The 14,734-nt window shown below is 65.6% G+C and carries 12 protein-coding genes and 1 pseudogene; 6 read left to right on the plus strand and 7 right to left on the minus strand.

Annotated elements, in window-relative coordinates:
• Position 1 precedes the first annotated feature (1 nt).
• From pdeM to Q7V46_RS07060, 4 genes and pseudogenes are all read left to right on the plus strand, one after another.
• Positions 2–679: a ligase-associated DNA damage response endonuclease PdeM gene (gene pdeM, locus Q7V46_RS07045; protein WP_304912816.1), complete on the plus strand. Its 678-nt coding sequence runs from the start codon at positions 2–4 to the stop codon at positions 677–679.
• A 205-nt stretch (positions 680–884) separates the two neighbouring features.
• Positions 885–1,550 (plus strand): annotated as a pseudogene (locus Q7V46_RS07050) (ABC transporter ATP-binding protein); the annotation flags it as partial.
• Between the two features lie 79 nt (positions 1,551–1,629).
• Positions 1,630–4,140, plus strand: coding sequence for an ABC transporter permease (locus tag Q7V46_RS07055; RefSeq protein ID WP_304912818.1), 2,511 nt, complete (start codon positions 1,630–1,632; stop codon positions 4,138–4,140).
• A 97-nt stretch (positions 4,141–4,237) separates the two neighbouring features.
• Positions 4,238–5,407 (plus strand): CNNM domain-containing protein, encoded by a 1,170-nt coding sequence (locus Q7V46_RS07060; RefSeq protein WP_304912819.1) that lies wholly within the window; start codon positions 4,238–4,240, stop codon positions 5,405–5,407.
• Between the two features lie 119 nt (positions 5,408–5,526).
• Here Q7V46_RS07060 and Q7V46_RS07065 read toward each other — a convergent pair whose 3' ends face one another.
• Entirely contained in the window at positions 5,527–6,744 is a 1,218-nt protein-coding gene (locus tag Q7V46_RS07065; protein ID WP_304912820.1) for an FAD-binding domain-containing protein, read from the minus strand.
• Between the two features lie 307 nt (positions 6,745–7,051).
• Here Q7V46_RS07065 and Q7V46_RS07070 point away from each other — a divergent pair, with 307 nt between their 5' ends.
• Positions 7,052–8,416: an MBL fold metallo-hydrolase RNA specificity domain-containing protein gene (locus Q7V46_RS07070; protein WP_304912821.1), complete on the plus strand. Its 1,365-nt coding sequence runs from the start codon at positions 7,052–7,054 to the stop codon at positions 8,414–8,416.
• A 200-nt stretch (positions 8,417–8,616) separates the two neighbouring features.
• Entirely contained in the window at positions 8,617–9,807 is a 1,191-nt protein-coding gene (locus Q7V46_RS07075; RefSeq protein WP_304912822.1) for a lytic murein transglycosylase, read from the plus strand.
• Between the two features lie 331 nt (positions 9,808–10,138).
• On the opposite strand, the gene Q7V46_RS07080 is transcribed toward Q7V46_RS07075, so the two are convergent.
• From Q7V46_RS07080 to Q7V46_RS07105, 6 genes are all read right to left on the minus strand, one after another.
• A complete protein-coding gene (locus Q7V46_RS07080) occupies positions 10,139–11,185 on the minus strand; it encodes a glycosyltransferase 61 family protein (RefSeq protein WP_304912823.1) in 1,047 nt (348 codons plus the stop codon).
• A gap of 109 nt (positions 11,186–11,294) precedes the next feature.
• A complete protein-coding gene (locus tag Q7V46_RS07085; RefSeq protein WP_304912824.1) occupies positions 11,295–11,738 on the minus strand; it encodes a hypothetical protein in 444 nt (147 codons plus the stop codon).
• A gap of 71 nt (positions 11,739–11,809) precedes the next feature.
• Positions 11,810–12,157, minus strand: a complete 348-nt coding sequence (locus Q7V46_RS07090) for a heavy metal-binding domain-containing protein (protein ID WP_304912825.1) — start codon at positions 12,155–12,157, stop codon at positions 11,810–11,812.
• 57 nt (positions 12,158–12,214) lie between these two features.
• On the minus strand, positions 12,215–12,859 hold the full coding sequence (locus tag Q7V46_RS07095) for an ABC transporter ATP-binding protein (protein ID WP_304912826.1): 645 nt from the start codon (positions 12,857–12,859) through the stop codon (positions 12,215–12,217).
• Positions 12,852–14,483 carry an iron ABC transporter permease gene (locus Q7V46_RS07100; RefSeq protein ID WP_304912827.1) on the minus strand — a complete coding sequence of 544 codons (1,632 nt, stop codon included), beginning with the start codon at positions 14,481–14,483 and terminating at the stop codon, positions 12,852–12,854. The genes Q7V46_RS07095 and Q7V46_RS07100 overlap by 8 nt, the downstream gene beginning before the upstream one ends.
• Positions 14,480–14,734, minus strand: a 255-nt coding sequence (locus tag Q7V46_RS07105; RefSeq protein ID WP_304912828.1) for a hypothetical protein, incomplete at its 5' end; no start/stop codon positions are given. The genes Q7V46_RS07100 and Q7V46_RS07105, both read right to left, overlap by 4 nt.

Raw genomic sequence — 14,734 nt, forward strand, 5'->3', positions numbered from 1 at the left:
GATGTCCCCAACCCATGAAACCCATCACGCCTGCGTTGAATGGGCCGGTGAATCCCTGCACCTGCTGTCCGAACGCGCGCTGTGGTGGCCAGCCACCCGCACGCTGTTCGTGGCCGACCTGCACCTGGGCAAGGCGGCCACCTACCGCGCGCTGGGCCAACCCGTGCCGCACGGCACCACACAGGACAACCTGGCCCGGCTGGACCAACTGATCACCCGACTCCAGGCCCGCCATCTGGTCTGCCTGGGCGATTTGCTGCACGCCGCTGCAGCGCGCACCCCCCACGTGCTGGCATCTCTGCATGCCTGGCGCGAACGCCATGCTGCGCTGGAAGCCACCATGGTGCGCGGCAACCACGACGACCGCGCCGGCGACCCACCACCTTCGCTGGGTATCGGCGTGGTGGACGAACCCTGGCTGCTTGGCCCTTTTGCCTGCTGCCACCATCCGCAACACCACTCCACCCACCATGTGCTGGCCGGCCATCTGCACCCGGTGGTCTCGCTCCAGGGCCCGGGCCGCGACCGCCTGCGTCTGCCCTGTTTCGTCAGCGAACCAGGGCGGTCCATCCTGCCCGCCTTTGGCGCTTTCACGGGCGGCCATGTGCTCGATGCCGCACCCGGCCGCCAACACCATGCCGTGGGCGGCGAGCGCGTTTGGACCCTTCCCGAGGTTTGAACCCCATTGCGCACCTCCTCAATGCTGACCGGGCAGCAAGCCGCCCGCAACCCCTACCCCAAAGGGTTCATGCACATCAGACAAGGCGAGCCACACCTGCTGCGTCAGGAACCTCCATAGGGCAAGAGTCTCACACTGCGCTGATGAGCTGCGCACGCCAAACACCCCAACCTGGCGTCAAGCCGCCTCTCCCACTCTCCCACACATGTCCGAAACCACCCCACCCATCATCGAAGTCGACGATCTTTCCATGTCGTACCCGCTGGCCCACACCCGCGTGGACGTGCTGCGGGGTGTGAACCTGTGCATCCAAGCCGGTACCCGTGTGGCCATTGCCGGGCCATCGGGTTCGGGCAAGACGTCGCTGTTGCTGCTGTTCTCCGGTCTGGAGCGTCCCAGCGGCGGACGCGTGGTGATCGATAGTGTGGATCTAGGCCAACTCGACAGCGATGGGCTGGCCGACCTGCGGCGCGATCGCGTGGGCATCGTGTTCCAGAGCTTTCATCTGCTGCCCAGTCTGAACGCGCTGGACAACGTGGCCCTGCCGCTGCAGATGGCCGGTCGACGCGACGCACGAGAACAGGCCCGCGCCATGCTCACCCGCGTGGGCCTGGGCAGCCGTCTCGACCACTTCCCCACCCAGCTCTCCGGCGGCGAACAGCAGCGCGTGGCCATTGCCCGCGCGCTGGTGCACCGCCCGCGCCTGCTGCTGGCGGACGAACCCACCGGCAACCTGGACGACCACACCGCCGAATCGGTGCGCGAACTGCTTTTCGAACTGAACCGCGACCTGGGCACCACCCTGGTGCTGGTCACACACGACCTGGACTTCGCCGCCCGCTGTGACCGCGTACTGCGCCTGCACGACGGCCAATTGCACGAAACCGCACCCAGCGCCGTGCACAGCACCCTTCCAGGTACGGGCGGCGACACCACCGGAACCGCCCCCCATGCCGTTCCTGCTTGACCTGGCATGGCGCGACCTGCGCCGCAGCGGCCGCAGCCTGTGGATCTTCTGCGCCTGCCTGGTGCTGGGCGTGTCTCTGGTGGCGGCCGGCGGCGGCCTGTACCGGCAGGTGGCTGACGCCTTGCGGTCCGATGCGCGCCTGCTGTTCGGCGGCGACGTGGAGGTGCGCCACCAGCAGCCCCTGGCTACCGACGTGCTGGCATGGATGGACCAGAGCGCCACCGTGTCGCGCATGGTGGAGCTGCGCACCATGCTGCGCACCGCCAGCGGGCAGGCCCAGTTGATTGAACTGCAGAGCACCGATGCGCAGTACCCGCTTTACGGAGAGGTCACGCTGGCTCCCCCGTCAGGGCTGGACGCCGCACTGGCACTGCGAGGGCCAGACTGGGGCGCGGCCGTGGACGCCGCCCTGGCCCAGCGCCTGCACCTGCAACCCGGCGATCGCATCGACATCGGAGATCTGAACCTAGAAGTGCGCGCCCTCATCACCCGCCAGCCCGACCGCAGCCTGCGCGCCGACTGGGGCGGCGCCCCGGTGCTGGTGGCCGATGGTGCGCTGATGGCCACCGGGCTGGTGCAGCCGCTCAGCCGAGTCGAATACCGCTACCGCGTGCGCACCGAACAACCCGCCAACGCATGGCGTGACGCCTTCGTGGCCGCCTTCCCTGCACTCGACGCCGACGTACGTACCTTCAGCCAGCGCAGCGAACGCATGGCCGAGGTGCTGGCCCAGATTGGCTCGGGCCTGCTTCTGATCGGGTTCTCTGCCTTGTTCATCGGTGGCCTGGGCGTGTTCAACAGCGTACAGGCCTACCTGCAAGGCAAGCTCACCTCGCTGGCCACGCTGCGCGCCCTCGGTCTGCGCGACAAGCATCTGGCCGCCATGGTGCTGCTGCAGATCGTGATGCTGGCGCTGCTGGCCAGCGCTGCGGGTGTGCTGGTGGGCAACGCGCTGGCGCTGACCGCAGCTTTTGCCACCGCTGAGCGCCTGCCCATGGCGGTGCTGGTAAGCGGGTTGTGGCAGCCGTCTCTGGTGGCGCTGATGTTCGGCGTGCTGACCGCCGTGGCCTTTGCCTTGCCGGCGCTGGGGCGCGCACTGTCGGTCTCCCCCGCCGCGCTGTTTCGCGGCGTGAACGGCGCTGACCTCAAAACCCCGCGCCGCATCTGGTGGCTCACAGCGGCCGCAGCCGGTGTGGTGTTGCTGCTGCTGGTGCTCACCCTGCCCGACCCGCGCTTTGGCCTGGCCTTCGTGGCCGCCACCGCCGGCCTGCTGGTGCTGCTGGAAGGCGTCACGCGCGGCCTGAAACACGTGGCACGGCAGGTGCAGGGCATGACACGCTGGCAGCCGTCGGTCGAACTGCAGCTTGCGCTGGCCGGCCTGCAGCAGCCGCACTCGCCACTGCGCCCTGCATTGCTGTCGCTGGGCTCTGCGCTCACGCTGCTGGTGGCCTGCACGCTGGTGGTGGTGTCTCTGCTGCGCACGGTGAACGAAACCGTTCCGGCCAATGCCCCGGCCCTGGTGTTCTACGACGTGCAGACCGAACAGATCGACATCCTGCGCGAGACCCTGCAGGCTGCACCCGGCCTGGACCGCGTGCTGACCGCCCCGCTGGTGCTGGGCCGGCTGGTCGCGGTGAACGGCGAAGCCTTGCGCGACAGCGGCGACACCCGGCGTGCCCTGGAAGCGCGCAACGAACACAAGCTGAGCAACCGCGCCGGCAACATCGACGACGTGGTGATCGACCGCGGCCAGTGGTGGCCGGCCAATCACACCGGCGCACCGCTGGTGGCCATGGAAGACCGCGAGGCCGACCAGCTGGGCCTGAAGGTGGGCGACGCGCTGCGATTCGAGATCATGGGCACGCCGGTGGAGGTGACCTTGTCGGCCATCTACAGCCAGCGCCGCATGCAGTCGCGCCTGTGGCTGGAAGCCATCTTCAGCGACGGCGTGCTCGACCCATTCATCACCCGCCACGTGGGCGCGGCCTGGCTGCCGCCTGACGAAGCATTGACCGTACAAGACCGGCTGGCGGCGGTGGCGCCCAACATCGCCAGCGTGCGCACGGAGTCGCTGCTGCGCGAAACCCGCGCGCTCATGGGCCGCGCCAGCAGCGGCCTGGTGGTGGTGGCCGGCGTGTGCCTGGCGGCCAGCTTGCTGGTGCTGGCCAGCGTGGTGGCCGCAAGCCGCACGCGGCAGGTTTTCGACGCCACCGTGATGCACGCCCTGGGCGCGCGGCACTCCAGCCTGCGCCGCGTGCTGTACTGGGAATACACCGTGCTGGCCGGGGTCACTGCCGGCTTCGCTGTGCTGGCCGGCAGCGTCCTGGCCACTGGCCTGCTGCGCTGGCGCCTTGACATGGACCCCAGCGGCCTGTATTGGAGCGGCGTGCTCACAGCGGTGGGCGTGAGCGCCATCAGCCTGGGGATGGGCGCGCGCTACCTGCTGCGCCAGATGAAACTCAACCCCGCCATGCTGCTGCGCAGTGGGTGCTGAGCTTTTCGACAGGCACCAGACGGCATGGACAAAGGCCCTGATCCAGCTTTGAGCGCTTTCTGTATGCTTGTGGGCTTATTCACTTCCACCCCCCTCCATGGACCCCGCCTCTGCTTTGCCTGACGCCCTCAACACCCTGACCAATGTTTCCCTGACCGGCGACGCCTTTTTGCTGGTGTTGTACGTGGTGCTGGCACTGCTGTTTTCTTTTCTGTGCTCGGTGGCCGAAGCCACACTTTTGAGCATCACCCCTTCCTACATCGCTGGCTTGCGCGAAACCCAGCCCAAAAAGGCTGAAATGCTCAAGCAGCTCAGGGAAGACAAAATCGACCAGTCCCTGGCGGCCATCCTCACCGTCAACACCATTGCGCACACCGTGGGCGCTATTGGTGCAGGCTCCAAGGCCACGGCGGTGTTCGGCAGCGCCTGGTTCGGTGTGTTCTCAGCCGTCATGACGCTGCTGATTCTGTTCCTGTCGGAAATCGTGCCCAAGACCCTGGGCGCGGTGTACTGGCGGCAACTGGCCGGCTTCACCGGCACGTACGTGAATTTCTTGATAAAGAGCATGTACCCGCTTATTGTGGTGTCTGAAAAGCTCACCCAGATGATCTCAGGCGGCCAGAAACTACACCACTTCAGCCGCGATGAATTCGTGGCCATGGCCGGCATTGGCCAGGAACAGGGCATGATCAATGAGCGCGAGTCCAAGATCATCCGCAACCTGTTCCTGTTCAAGTCGGTCGAGGCCAGCACTGTCATGACGCCGCGCATCGTGATGGCCGCGCTTCAAAAGGACACCAAGGTCAGCGAGGCCTTGAACACGCCTGACAAGGTCCCCTTCTCGCGCCTGCCCATCTACGGCGCCAACCTCGACGCCGTCACCGGCTTCGTTTTGCGCGAAGACCTGCTGGTGGCGCAGAACGAGGGGAAGGGCGACCTCCCCGTCTCCACGTTTCAGCGCGAAATCGTGGCCGTGCTGTCAAGTACCCTGCTCTCGCGCCTGCTGGAAACGCTGCTGGAGCAGCGCCAGCACATTGCACTGGTGGTGGGCGAATACGGCGAAACCAAAGGTCTGGTCACACTGGAGGACGTGGTTGAAACCCTGTTGGGCATCGAGATCCTCGACGAGGGCGACAAGGTTGCGGACATGCAGCAAATGGCACGGCAACTGTGGGCCAAGCGCGCCGAGCGCATGGGCATCAACCTGCACAGGGATGAGGAAGGCGAACAGGCCAGCACACAAGGGCTAGGTACGTCGCGAGACTGAGTCGGACGCGCTGTGGGCAATTGCCCGTGTGTCTGATCAGACGCAGGCCGGGCACGCCAGAATTTGTGCTGCCTTCAGACCAGCGCCGCCTACCGCTCGGGCTCTACCGGTCGAATCGCTCACCAAGCGGCCGGCTCGCTGGCTCCTAGCAGTGACTCAATCGAATCCAGCTCCCGGGTCGCCCGTTTCCACCAGTTGGAGAACGAATCGCAGCGCCGGTCCACCGAAGGAACCAGCGTTGGCGCAGCCACGCAATCGGCCCAACTCGCCTGCCAGGGAGCCAGGTGAGGCTCATTCACCGCGCGCACGCGGCGCGCACCTTTGAGCGCGGTCCCGATGGCGCCAGCATCGCCAAACCAGCGCAGGCCAGTGAGGTCTGCCATGCGGCTGGTCACGAAGCGCCAGCGCCCTTCGTTCCATGGCCAGGCACGGTGAAAGTCCGCAACCGCCATACCCACCACCAGCGCATCGTCCGGCAAACCACCCGGCAACTCGCCCAGGCTCCAGGGATGCACCAGCCACACGTCGCGGCCCGCCACTGCATCGGCATTGGGCGCCATCCACGCCAGTGTTTCGGGTGGCGCTGAAAACAGCACGGGCTCCAATGGCTCAGCGTCGCCTCCCCGCGCACCGCGCTTCTGCAGGTCGTGACGCACAGGGAGACGCGCCATGTGGTCCAGGGCTTCGTAAGTCGTGTCGATCGCGCTGCCCGGGCTGTGCCACGACGCTGGCGCGTAGCGGGCCACGTTCTCTGCGTTGAACAGGTAGGGCTTGCTGCTGCCTGTACCGGCCACCCACTGCCAACTCAGGTGGTTGCTGGCCAGGTCGCCGTCCAGCAGATGGCCGTACAGCCAGTCGGCACCGGCCCGCCAATGCACCTTGCGCACATGCACCACGTAGCTGGCCACCCACATGCGCGCGTGGTTGTGCAGGGAACCGGTGGTGTACAGGGTGCGTACCGCCATGTCGATCACGGGCACGCCGGTCTGCGCCTGCCGAATGTCGGGCGGCAACTCCGTAGCGTAGCAGTGCTCGGGAAGCGGTCCTTCGTGCAGGGAACGCAAGATGCCTTCACCCCGGTGATGCCACACATGGCGAAAGAAGGCGCGCCAACCCAACTCGTACACGAACTTGTGCTGCACGTCCAGCCGATGACGCTGAGCCACCCCTGCCAGCACTTCGGAGAGGCTGACGAAACCGTGCGTGATGTAGGGCGAGAGCCCCGACACCGCGCCGTCGATGGTGTTGCGGGTGCGGGCGTAGTGGGTGGGGTGAACGGCAGCGATGCGCTCAAGCGCAGCCGTGCGGGTGGAAGGAAAATGCTCAGGGGCTGTCATGTGAGTTCACATGGCGTCAAGTGCGCGGATGTTGGGGTCGATGTACAGACGATGCAAGCCTTTAGGGCCTGTTAACACTAACTTTTCAAGTGCGAAAAAATAGTGTTAACAGGCCTTAATGATCCCAGTGGTGAAGTGGTAGACCTGAACGACGACCCAATGCCCATGTGCCTTGCCGTGTTTCTGGTGCAACTGGTGCGCAGGTGGCGGGCTTCATCTTCAGGCTGGCTGCCGGATTTCGCGCTGCGGTGAGCCGGCCCCCGACGCGCAGTCGCTGCACCAAAAATACCGGGCGTAAGATGTCTGCATGAGCGTACACATTCGATTCCTCGGCGGTGCCGGCACCGTCACTGGCTCCAAATACCTTGTAGAGCACGATGGACACAGCGTGCTAGTGGACTGTGGCCTGTTCCAGGGCTACAAGCAGTTGAGGCTGCGCAACCGCGATCCGCTGCCCGTGCTGCCCAACCACATTGGTGCAGTGATCCTCACGCATGCCCACCTGGACCACAGCGGCTACCTGCCGTTGCTGGCCAACGAGGGCTTTCACGGCAAGGTGTGGGCAACACCGGCCACACGCGATCTGGCGCAGATTCTGCTGCCCGACAGTGGCCACATCCAGGAAGAAGACGCTGCGTTTGCCAATCGCAAGGGCTTCTCCAAACACGCGCCCGCGCTGCCGCTCTACACCGAAGACGACGCACGCCGCAGCCTGAAGCTGATCCGCACCGCGCGAATGCAGCAGGTATTCGAGCCAGTGCCAGGGTGGAAGGCGCGCTTCTACGGGGCTGGCCACATTCTGGGTGCGGCCAGCCTGCTGCTGGAAGTGGGCGGGCGGCGGATCCTGTTCTCAGGCGACCTGGGCCGGCCGGACGACGCCATCATGCTGGCGCCTGAAAGCCCGCCAGCAGCCGACGTGGTGGTGTGCGAGTCCACCTACGGCGACCGTGACCACCCCGAAGAAGACGTGCTGGCCGAACTGGGTCCTGCCCTGCAGCGTGTGGCCGCGCGTGGAGGTACCGCGGTGGTGCCGGCGTTTGCCGTGGGCCGCGCGCAGGCGCTGCTGCATGCCATTGCCCAACTCAAGGCTGCCGGGTCATTGCCGAGCGGGCTGCCGGTGTACCTGGACAGTCCCATGGCCATCCACAGCACCGAACTGTTTGCCCAACACCTGGGCGAACACCGTTTGAACGCGGCACAGTGCCGCGACCTGGCGACCGTGGCCACCATGACGCGCACGCCCGACGAATCCAAAGCCATCGCCCTGCAGCATGGCCCCAAGGTGATCATCTCAGCCAGCGGCATGGCCACCGGTGGACGCGTGCTGCACCACCTGGCCAAGTACCTGGGCGACCACCGCAACATGGTGCTGCTCACCGGCTACCAGGCGCCCGGCACCCGCGGCGCCAGCCTGGCGCACGGGGCCACGCAATTGCGCATGCACGGCAAAGACATTCCAGTGCGCGCCGAGATCGTTCAGCTCGCTTCCGCCTCGGCCCATGCCGACGCCGGCCAGTTGCTGGCGTGGCTGCGTGCCATGCCGGGTGCACCGCGCCGCGTGTTTGTGGTGCACGGCGACCCGGAGGCTTCAGACCGGCTGCGCTATCGCATTGAAAACGAACTGCGCTGGCAGGCGCTGGTGCCGGAGCATGGGTCCACGTGGGCGGCCTGATGGCCGCCCACGGGGAACACCCCCCTGCGTCGGTTCGCGCCTTCGACGCTGCGAGGGGGGACGCACCCTGTGGACTGGCAAAGCCAGATCCACAGGTGCCCTGGATGGGGGCACCTCTCTCAGCCATGGCGTGCCTACCGCTGAAACGCCTGAATGCCTTTTCTGTCTGAACTTTGTTGAGCTTCTTCACCCGAATCGAGATGACTCTTTTTCGAACCTTTTCCCTGCTCTGTGCTGCCCTGCTCGCTGTGCCTGCGTGGGCGCAAAACCCCGAGTTTGAAAACTGCCTGAACACTTTGCGTGCGCCTGCCCGCGCAGCGGGCGTGCAGGACGCCACGTTTACCCGCCACACACAGGGCCTGGCGCCGGACATGAGCGTGATCGACAAGCTGAACTTTCAACCTGAGTTCCGCACCGCCATCTGGGACTACCTGGCTGGCCTGGTGGACGAGGAGCGGGTGGCTGAAGGGCGCGCCCTGTTGGCGCAGCATGCTGACACACTGGCCCGTGTGCAGGATCGCTTTGGTGTGGACCCAGCCACCGTGGTGGCGGTTTGGGGGGTGGAAAGCAACTTTGGTCAGACATTTGGCAAGTCGCCACTGGTGCAGTCGCTGGGCACCTTGTCGTGCTTCGGACGGCGGCAGACGTATTTCCGCACCGAGCTCTACGCTGCGCTGCGCATTTTGCAGGCCGGGCACATCGCCCCTGAACGTTTTGTGGGCTCGTGGGCCGGTGCATTTGGTCACACGCAGTTCATGCCCAGCACGTTCGAGCGGCTGGCGGTGGACTTTGACGGAGATGGCAAGGCCGACCTGATGGACAGCACGGTGGATGCCCTGGCCTCCACCGCCAACTTCCTGCAGAAAGCCGGCTGGCAAACCGGCCAGCCCTGGGGTTTTGAAGTGCGCCTGCCGGCCGGCACCAACGTGAGCGGCGAAGGCCGGCGCACCAAGCGCCCCATGGGCGAATGGGCCGCGCGCGGCCTGCGCCGGGTGGACGGCTCCCCCCTGCCAACCGGCGTGGGCAATGCCGGCCTCATGACGCCCGCGGGTTCCGAAGGCCCGGCCTTCCTGGTGCTCCGCAACTTTGATGCCATCTACAGCTACAACGCAGCCGAGAGCTACGGCCTGGCCATTGCCCACCTGGCCGACCGCCTGCGCGGCGGTGGTCCCTTCACCACCCCCTGGCCTACCGACGACCCGGGTATTTCCCGCGCCGAGCGCCGCGAACTGCAGGGCCTGCTGATTCTGCGCGGACACGAGATTGGCGATGTCGACGGCATGCTCGGCGAACGAAGCCGCGCCGCCATCAAGCTGGAGCAGGAGCGCCTCGGTCACGAAGCCAGCGGGCGCGGTGGACAGAAGATCCTGCGTGCGCTGCGAGGCAACTGAGCAGCGTGAGCCGAAAAGGACACTTGCCACGATCCTGAAGGCCCCTGTGCGCCCTGCCAGGAAGATCGATCGCTGGCGTCTGAACGTGAGCACTCGGCGTTCGCTGCAAGTGCATGTTCGTCTCGTTCTGCACCGGTCCGCTGAGCATGAACGGAATCACCTGGGCCAAGGTCTGCTGATGCACCGATGCCCAAGGGAAAGCGCACTTCGGGCATGACACCGTCCGACCCGAGGAGCAACCCCTTCCCGAACAGAGGGTTTCGCGGCCCCGGTGGCGCATGGATCTGAATCTGGGAAAGCACCTGGCACAGGCATGGAGGCCGCCCTGCCATCACCGGGGAAAAAGATCCAGCGTCCGCATCATGTTGGCGACATCCACCACATAACCACCTTCGACCTTGTCCACCACCAGCATCCCGAAGTGAATGCCAGCCGCGGTCGCGTACCCGAAGTTGGTGGCAGTGAAACGGTCACCGGGAATGAAGGACAACAGACTGCTCCCGGGCGGCATCGAGAAGTACAGGTGGTTCTGCTGACTGCCATCCATGCTGACCACGAGTGGTGCACAACTCAGAACCTTGTAGAGCGCTGCCACCGACATGCCATCGACCGTAAGGGCCAGAAAACCTTCGTCTTCCAGACGCCGCACCACCTCATCGTCGTTCACGATCGGGCGCGCTGCACCCGTCGCGCCCCGACGCAGATACACGGGTCTGTGCGGTGAGGGATCCAGGTGAAAGTGGCGGGCCGCACGCGACCGGAGTTCCGCATACCGCTGGCGCTTGGAAGACCCTTGTGAAAAGTCCTGAAAAAGGGACAACTCCCGCACAAACAGATTTTCAGACGCATGCGCCTGAAGGGAAAAGACCTCGGCGTACTCGGCCGTGTGAGGCCAATCGGGTCGAATGTCCAGCAGCAACGCCTCGTCGGGGTTCGCCAGAAGCGCGGTCGCGCAGGCATCCTGAAGCCAATGTCCGAAGAACTGCCTTGAAACCTGGCTCATGCAGTAGGTCGCCCTGGGCACGTCCACAATGGGTCCCTGGGGGATTCTTTGCCTGAACCCCTGGCCACTGGTGCGGACAGAGCCGCCGAAAAACTCAACGCCGTGTGCGTGGACCAGGCAATCGCGCAACACGTAGCGGATCACCGGCGCATGGACCACGCGCTTTCGCCGCGCCCACCCCAGTTCGTCCGCCAGGGTGCTGTGCTCTGCGGCCCTTTCGAGCTGCCCGTCCAGGCAATACAGGGTGGCATTGGGCTCCTCTTCCTCAGCCTGTATGAGTTCGGATCTCGACGCAGCTTCTGCAGAGGTACGACGCACACCCACCAACTTCAATGCGGCATTGCGAAGTGCGCTGTATCTGACCGGAGACAACATGGAAGGGCCCTTGGTGAAAAAATCTGGATGCTGGCAGTGGTTCTCGGCCCATCGGCGACCATCGGCACGGGGGCAGGCAACGCCCAACAGAAAAGGGGGATTTGCTGGCTCACACCCATCCGAACTGCGCCCGCACTTCGCGGGCCGTCACATTCACTGGTGCCGCCGGGGCCTGGGGGTATTGGCGCAGGTTGGGTGCGCGCAGGCCGCCATCGTTCTGGCCCAGCACAGCGATCCCCTTGATGCGCCAGCCCAGTTTACGCATTGCCGCGACATAGGTTTGCGCATCGGGGAGGTCGGGCTGGTCGGGCTTTTGGCCCGGCGACAAGCAAAACACCGCAGCCTCACAGCGTGCCCGCGTCAATTCCTGCACGAACTGATCGATGGTGGTGCGGGTGTCCTGAAGTGTTCCCACACGGGCGTAGAAACGATGTGGGCGCTTGGATCCCTGAAGCAGGATTTCGCGCACGCTGCGGTTGAAACAGCCCGTCAGGCTTCGAACCAGCGAAGCCTTGCGGGTGTTGGCGTTGCCGATGATGATGTAGACGTCCATGTCGAAAAGGGTTGGTCTGGAGCGGCGGCTGAAGGGTTCGGCTCGCGAAAACGGCGGGGTCGGCGGCGGTTTCAGCTCAACTTCACTGCGGTGCCGCTCACAGCCACCATCATCATGCCGTTGGTCTCGCCCAGCACCTCGTAGTCGAAATCAATGCCGATCACACCGGTGGCACCCATTTCCTTGGCGGCATCGATGAGCTCGTTCATGGCCGCATCGCGGGCTCCCGCCAGGGCACGCTCGTAGCCACCGGCCCTGCCGCCCACCACGTCGCGCACCGAAGAAAACATGTCGCGAAAGATGTTGGCACCAATGATGGCTTCGCCATTGACCACGCCCAGATACTGACTGAGCGCTATCCCCTCAGGCAGGGTGGTGCTGAGAAAAAACTGATCGGTGCTCCTGGAAAACCAGCCCATCGGCCACTCCCATCAAACGCACCGCAAGGTGGGTGCCCGACCGATTGTGCCGCACCCTCACCACAACAATGCCAGTTGCCCGCCCTGCAAGCCCCAGGCACGCTGCGCCATCGCACGTGCTTCCTGTTCGTCGTGTGTGACCAGAATGGCGGTCATGCCGGCTTCGGTGATGCGCTCGCGGAATTCACTGCGCAATTGATCCCGAAGTGTGGCGTCGAGCGCGCTGAAGGGTTCGTCCAGCAAGAGGGCACGGGGCTGAGTGATGAGTGCACGCGCCAGAGCCACACGCTGCTGTTCGCCCCCTGAAAGGGTCCAGATCCGTGCGTCACCTCGATCGGCCAGGCCAAAACGCTGCAGCATGGCGCGCGCCTGTTCGCGTGCGGTGGCTCTTTTCACGCCCTGTTCGACCAGACCAAAGGCCACATTGTCGACCACGTTCAGGTGCGGGAACAGTGCGGAATCCTGGAACATGAGGGCGAAGCCTCGCCGCTCGGGTGGCAGGCGGGTGATGTCCACACCGTCGAACCAAACGGTGCCGGATTCAGGCTGATCCAGGCCGGCCACGATCTTGAGCAGTGTGCTCTTGCCGCTGCCGGAAGCGCCCAGCAGGGCCACGGTTTCGCCGGCGGCCACGCTCAGGCTCACGCCGTCCAGCAGCGGGCGGTGGTCCCATTGTTTTCGGATGTCGCGCAGTTCAAGCATGGCGGGCATTGTCCGGGTTGTGGCGCTGCGCGCGGCCTTCGATGCCGGCGAAGGCCAGCAGCGCCAGCACCATGAGCACACAGGCCAGCACCAGCGCCGCGTCCAGGTTGGCAGCACCGGGGCGACTCAGGCGCTGGTAGATGAGTGTGGTGAGCGTGGTCCATTCGGGTCGCGACAGGAACAGCGACACCGCGAATTCGCCCAGCGCGGTGGCGGCGGCGAAGGCCATGCCCCGGCGCAGAGCGGTGGCCACCAGCGGCAGCGTGACCCGCCAGAAAATGCGCCAGGGCCGCGCACCCAGCGTGGCAGCGGCCTGAGCGTAACTGGCCGGCAGCGCATCCAGCGCGGCGGTGAGCGACTTGGCCACAAACGGGTAGGCCAGCAGCGCATAGGCGGCCACCAGCAGGCCCAGACTGGCTGTCCATTGCGGGTACAGCAGCAGCAGGCCAAACGCCACCGTGACCGGCGACACCACGAACGGCAGAAACGCCGCCGCACGCCATCCCAGCGCTGCGGTGGCTTGCACAGCCCCCACGCCCCGCAGGGCACCCGCGCGGTCCAGCGCCTGCACCGCCAGCGCATGGGTGAGGCCCAGCGCCGTGGCCAGCGCCAGCGCCATGCCGGAGAACCGCAAGGTGTTGCCCAGCGCCCGCAGCGTTTCGGGCTCCACCAGCACGGCAGCGCCCTGCCCCCACACCAGCGCGTGCAAGGCGCGCAGCACGATGGCCAGCAAGGGCGCCGCACTCACCAGCAGCAGCACCGCCAACGCCCCGGCCACAGCCCACCACTGGCCCGCACCCTTCGGACGATGGCGCGCCACAGGCACGGTGCGCCCCGGCGCCGCCAGGCGCTTCTCGATGGCCGCATAGGCCAGGGCCACGGCGCCGGTGAGCAGCAACATCCATACCGCCAGCACACCGGCATCAGTCAGCGCCAGTTCATGCGCCACCAGGGTGTAAATTTCCACCTCCACCGTGGCGTAGCGCTGCCCACCAAGGATCAACGCCAGACCAAAGCCGGCAAAGCAGTACAGGAACACCAGACACAAGGCAGAAGCCAGCCAGGGCGCCACCGCCGGCCACTCCACACGCCAGAAGGCGCGCCAAGGCGTGGCACCCAGCGTGCGAGCCGCCGCCACACGCTGCGCGCTCACCTGCTCCAGCGCATCCACCCCGGCACGAACCACCACACACAGGTTGAAAAACAGGTTGCCGTACAGCAGCAGCCATGGCGTGTCTTCCAGACCCCAGCCGGCTGCCGCCATGGGTTCACCCAACAAGCCCCGCGGCCCCCACAGCGCCAGCACCCCCATCGCCGCCACCAGCGTAGGCACCACAAACGGCAGCATCAGCAAGCGCAGCACCAGCGCGCGGCCCGGAAACTCCAATCGAGCCAGCACCCATGCCACCGGCAGGCCCAGCAGCAGCGCCAGCACACAAGTAATGCCCGCCTGCGCAAACGACCACCCCACTCGCCAACGCAAATGGTCGTCCTGCCAAACAGACCACCACGAAACGTCGGCCGATCCCATCCCCTCCACCAGCAAGCGCACCACCGGCGCCACCAGCACCACCGCCAGAAACACCAGCGGCAACAGAAGCAACCAACGACCACGCGAATTCATGTGGAGCTACTCATCACCACGCCCATGGCGTTCAACAAGAAAAACTCATGGTGCGAAGTGCCGTAGAAATCCCATTCCATAACCAGAAAGCGTGCCTTGTGCCAGAGATGCCGTGGAACCGGCTTGTATGGTTGAGGTGTTGGGGTGGAGGGCCTGAAATACCGGCTAACGGCACTGACCGACTGGCGGAGATTGCCCCCACCCCGCCTTCCAGCGTCGATAAGGAACTGAGCGGCACCGGGTATCGGTAG

The sequence above is a fragment of the Hydrogenophaga sp. genome, assembly GCF_030651625.1.
Classification (GTDB): domain Bacteria; phylum Pseudomonadota; class Gammaproteobacteria; order Burkholderiales; family Burkholderiaceae_C; genus Hydrogenophaga.

Bases quoted from the DNA above. Each gene is read 5' to 3' on its own strand.
- pdeM (WP_304912816.1), top strand. From the start codon at position 2: ATGTCCCCAACCCATGAAACCCATCACGCCTGCGTTGAATGGGCCGGT.
- Q7V46_RS07055 (WP_304912818.1), top strand. From the start codon at position 1,630: ATGCCGTTCCTGCTTGACCTGGCATGGCGCGACCTGCGCCGCAGCGGC.
- Q7V46_RS07060 (WP_304912819.1), top strand. From the start codon at position 4,238: ATGGACCCCGCCTCTGCTTTGCCTGACGCCCTCAACACCCTGACCAAT.
- Q7V46_RS07065 (WP_304912820.1), bottom strand. From the start codon at position 6,744: ATGACAGCCCCTGAGCATTTTCCTTCCACCCGCACGGCTGCGCTTGAG.
- Q7V46_RS07070 (WP_304912821.1), top strand. From the start codon at position 7,052: ATGAGCGTACACATTCGATTCCTCGGCGGTGCCGGCACCGTCACTGGC.
- Q7V46_RS07075 (WP_304912822.1), top strand. From the start codon at position 8,617: ATGACTCTTTTTCGAACCTTTTCCCTGCTCTGTGCTGCCCTGCTCGCT.
- Q7V46_RS07080 (WP_304912823.1), bottom strand. From the start codon at position 11,185: ATGTTGTCTCCGGTCAGATACAGCGCACTTCGCAATGCCGCATTGAAG.
- Q7V46_RS07085 (WP_304912824.1), bottom strand. From the start codon at position 11,738: ATGGACGTCTACATCATCATCGGCAACGCCAACACCCGCAAGGCTTCG.
- Q7V46_RS07090 (WP_304912825.1), bottom strand. From the start codon at position 12,157: ATGGGCTGGTTTTCCAGGAGCACCGATCAGTTTTTTCTCAGCACCACC.
- Q7V46_RS07095 (WP_304912826.1), bottom strand. From the start codon at position 12,859: ATGCTTGAACTGCGCGACATCCGAAAACAATGGGACCACCGCCCGCTG.
- Q7V46_RS07100 (WP_304912827.1), bottom strand. From the start codon at position 14,483: ATGAATTCGCGTGGTCGTTGGTTGCTTCTGTTGCCGCTGGTGTTTCTG.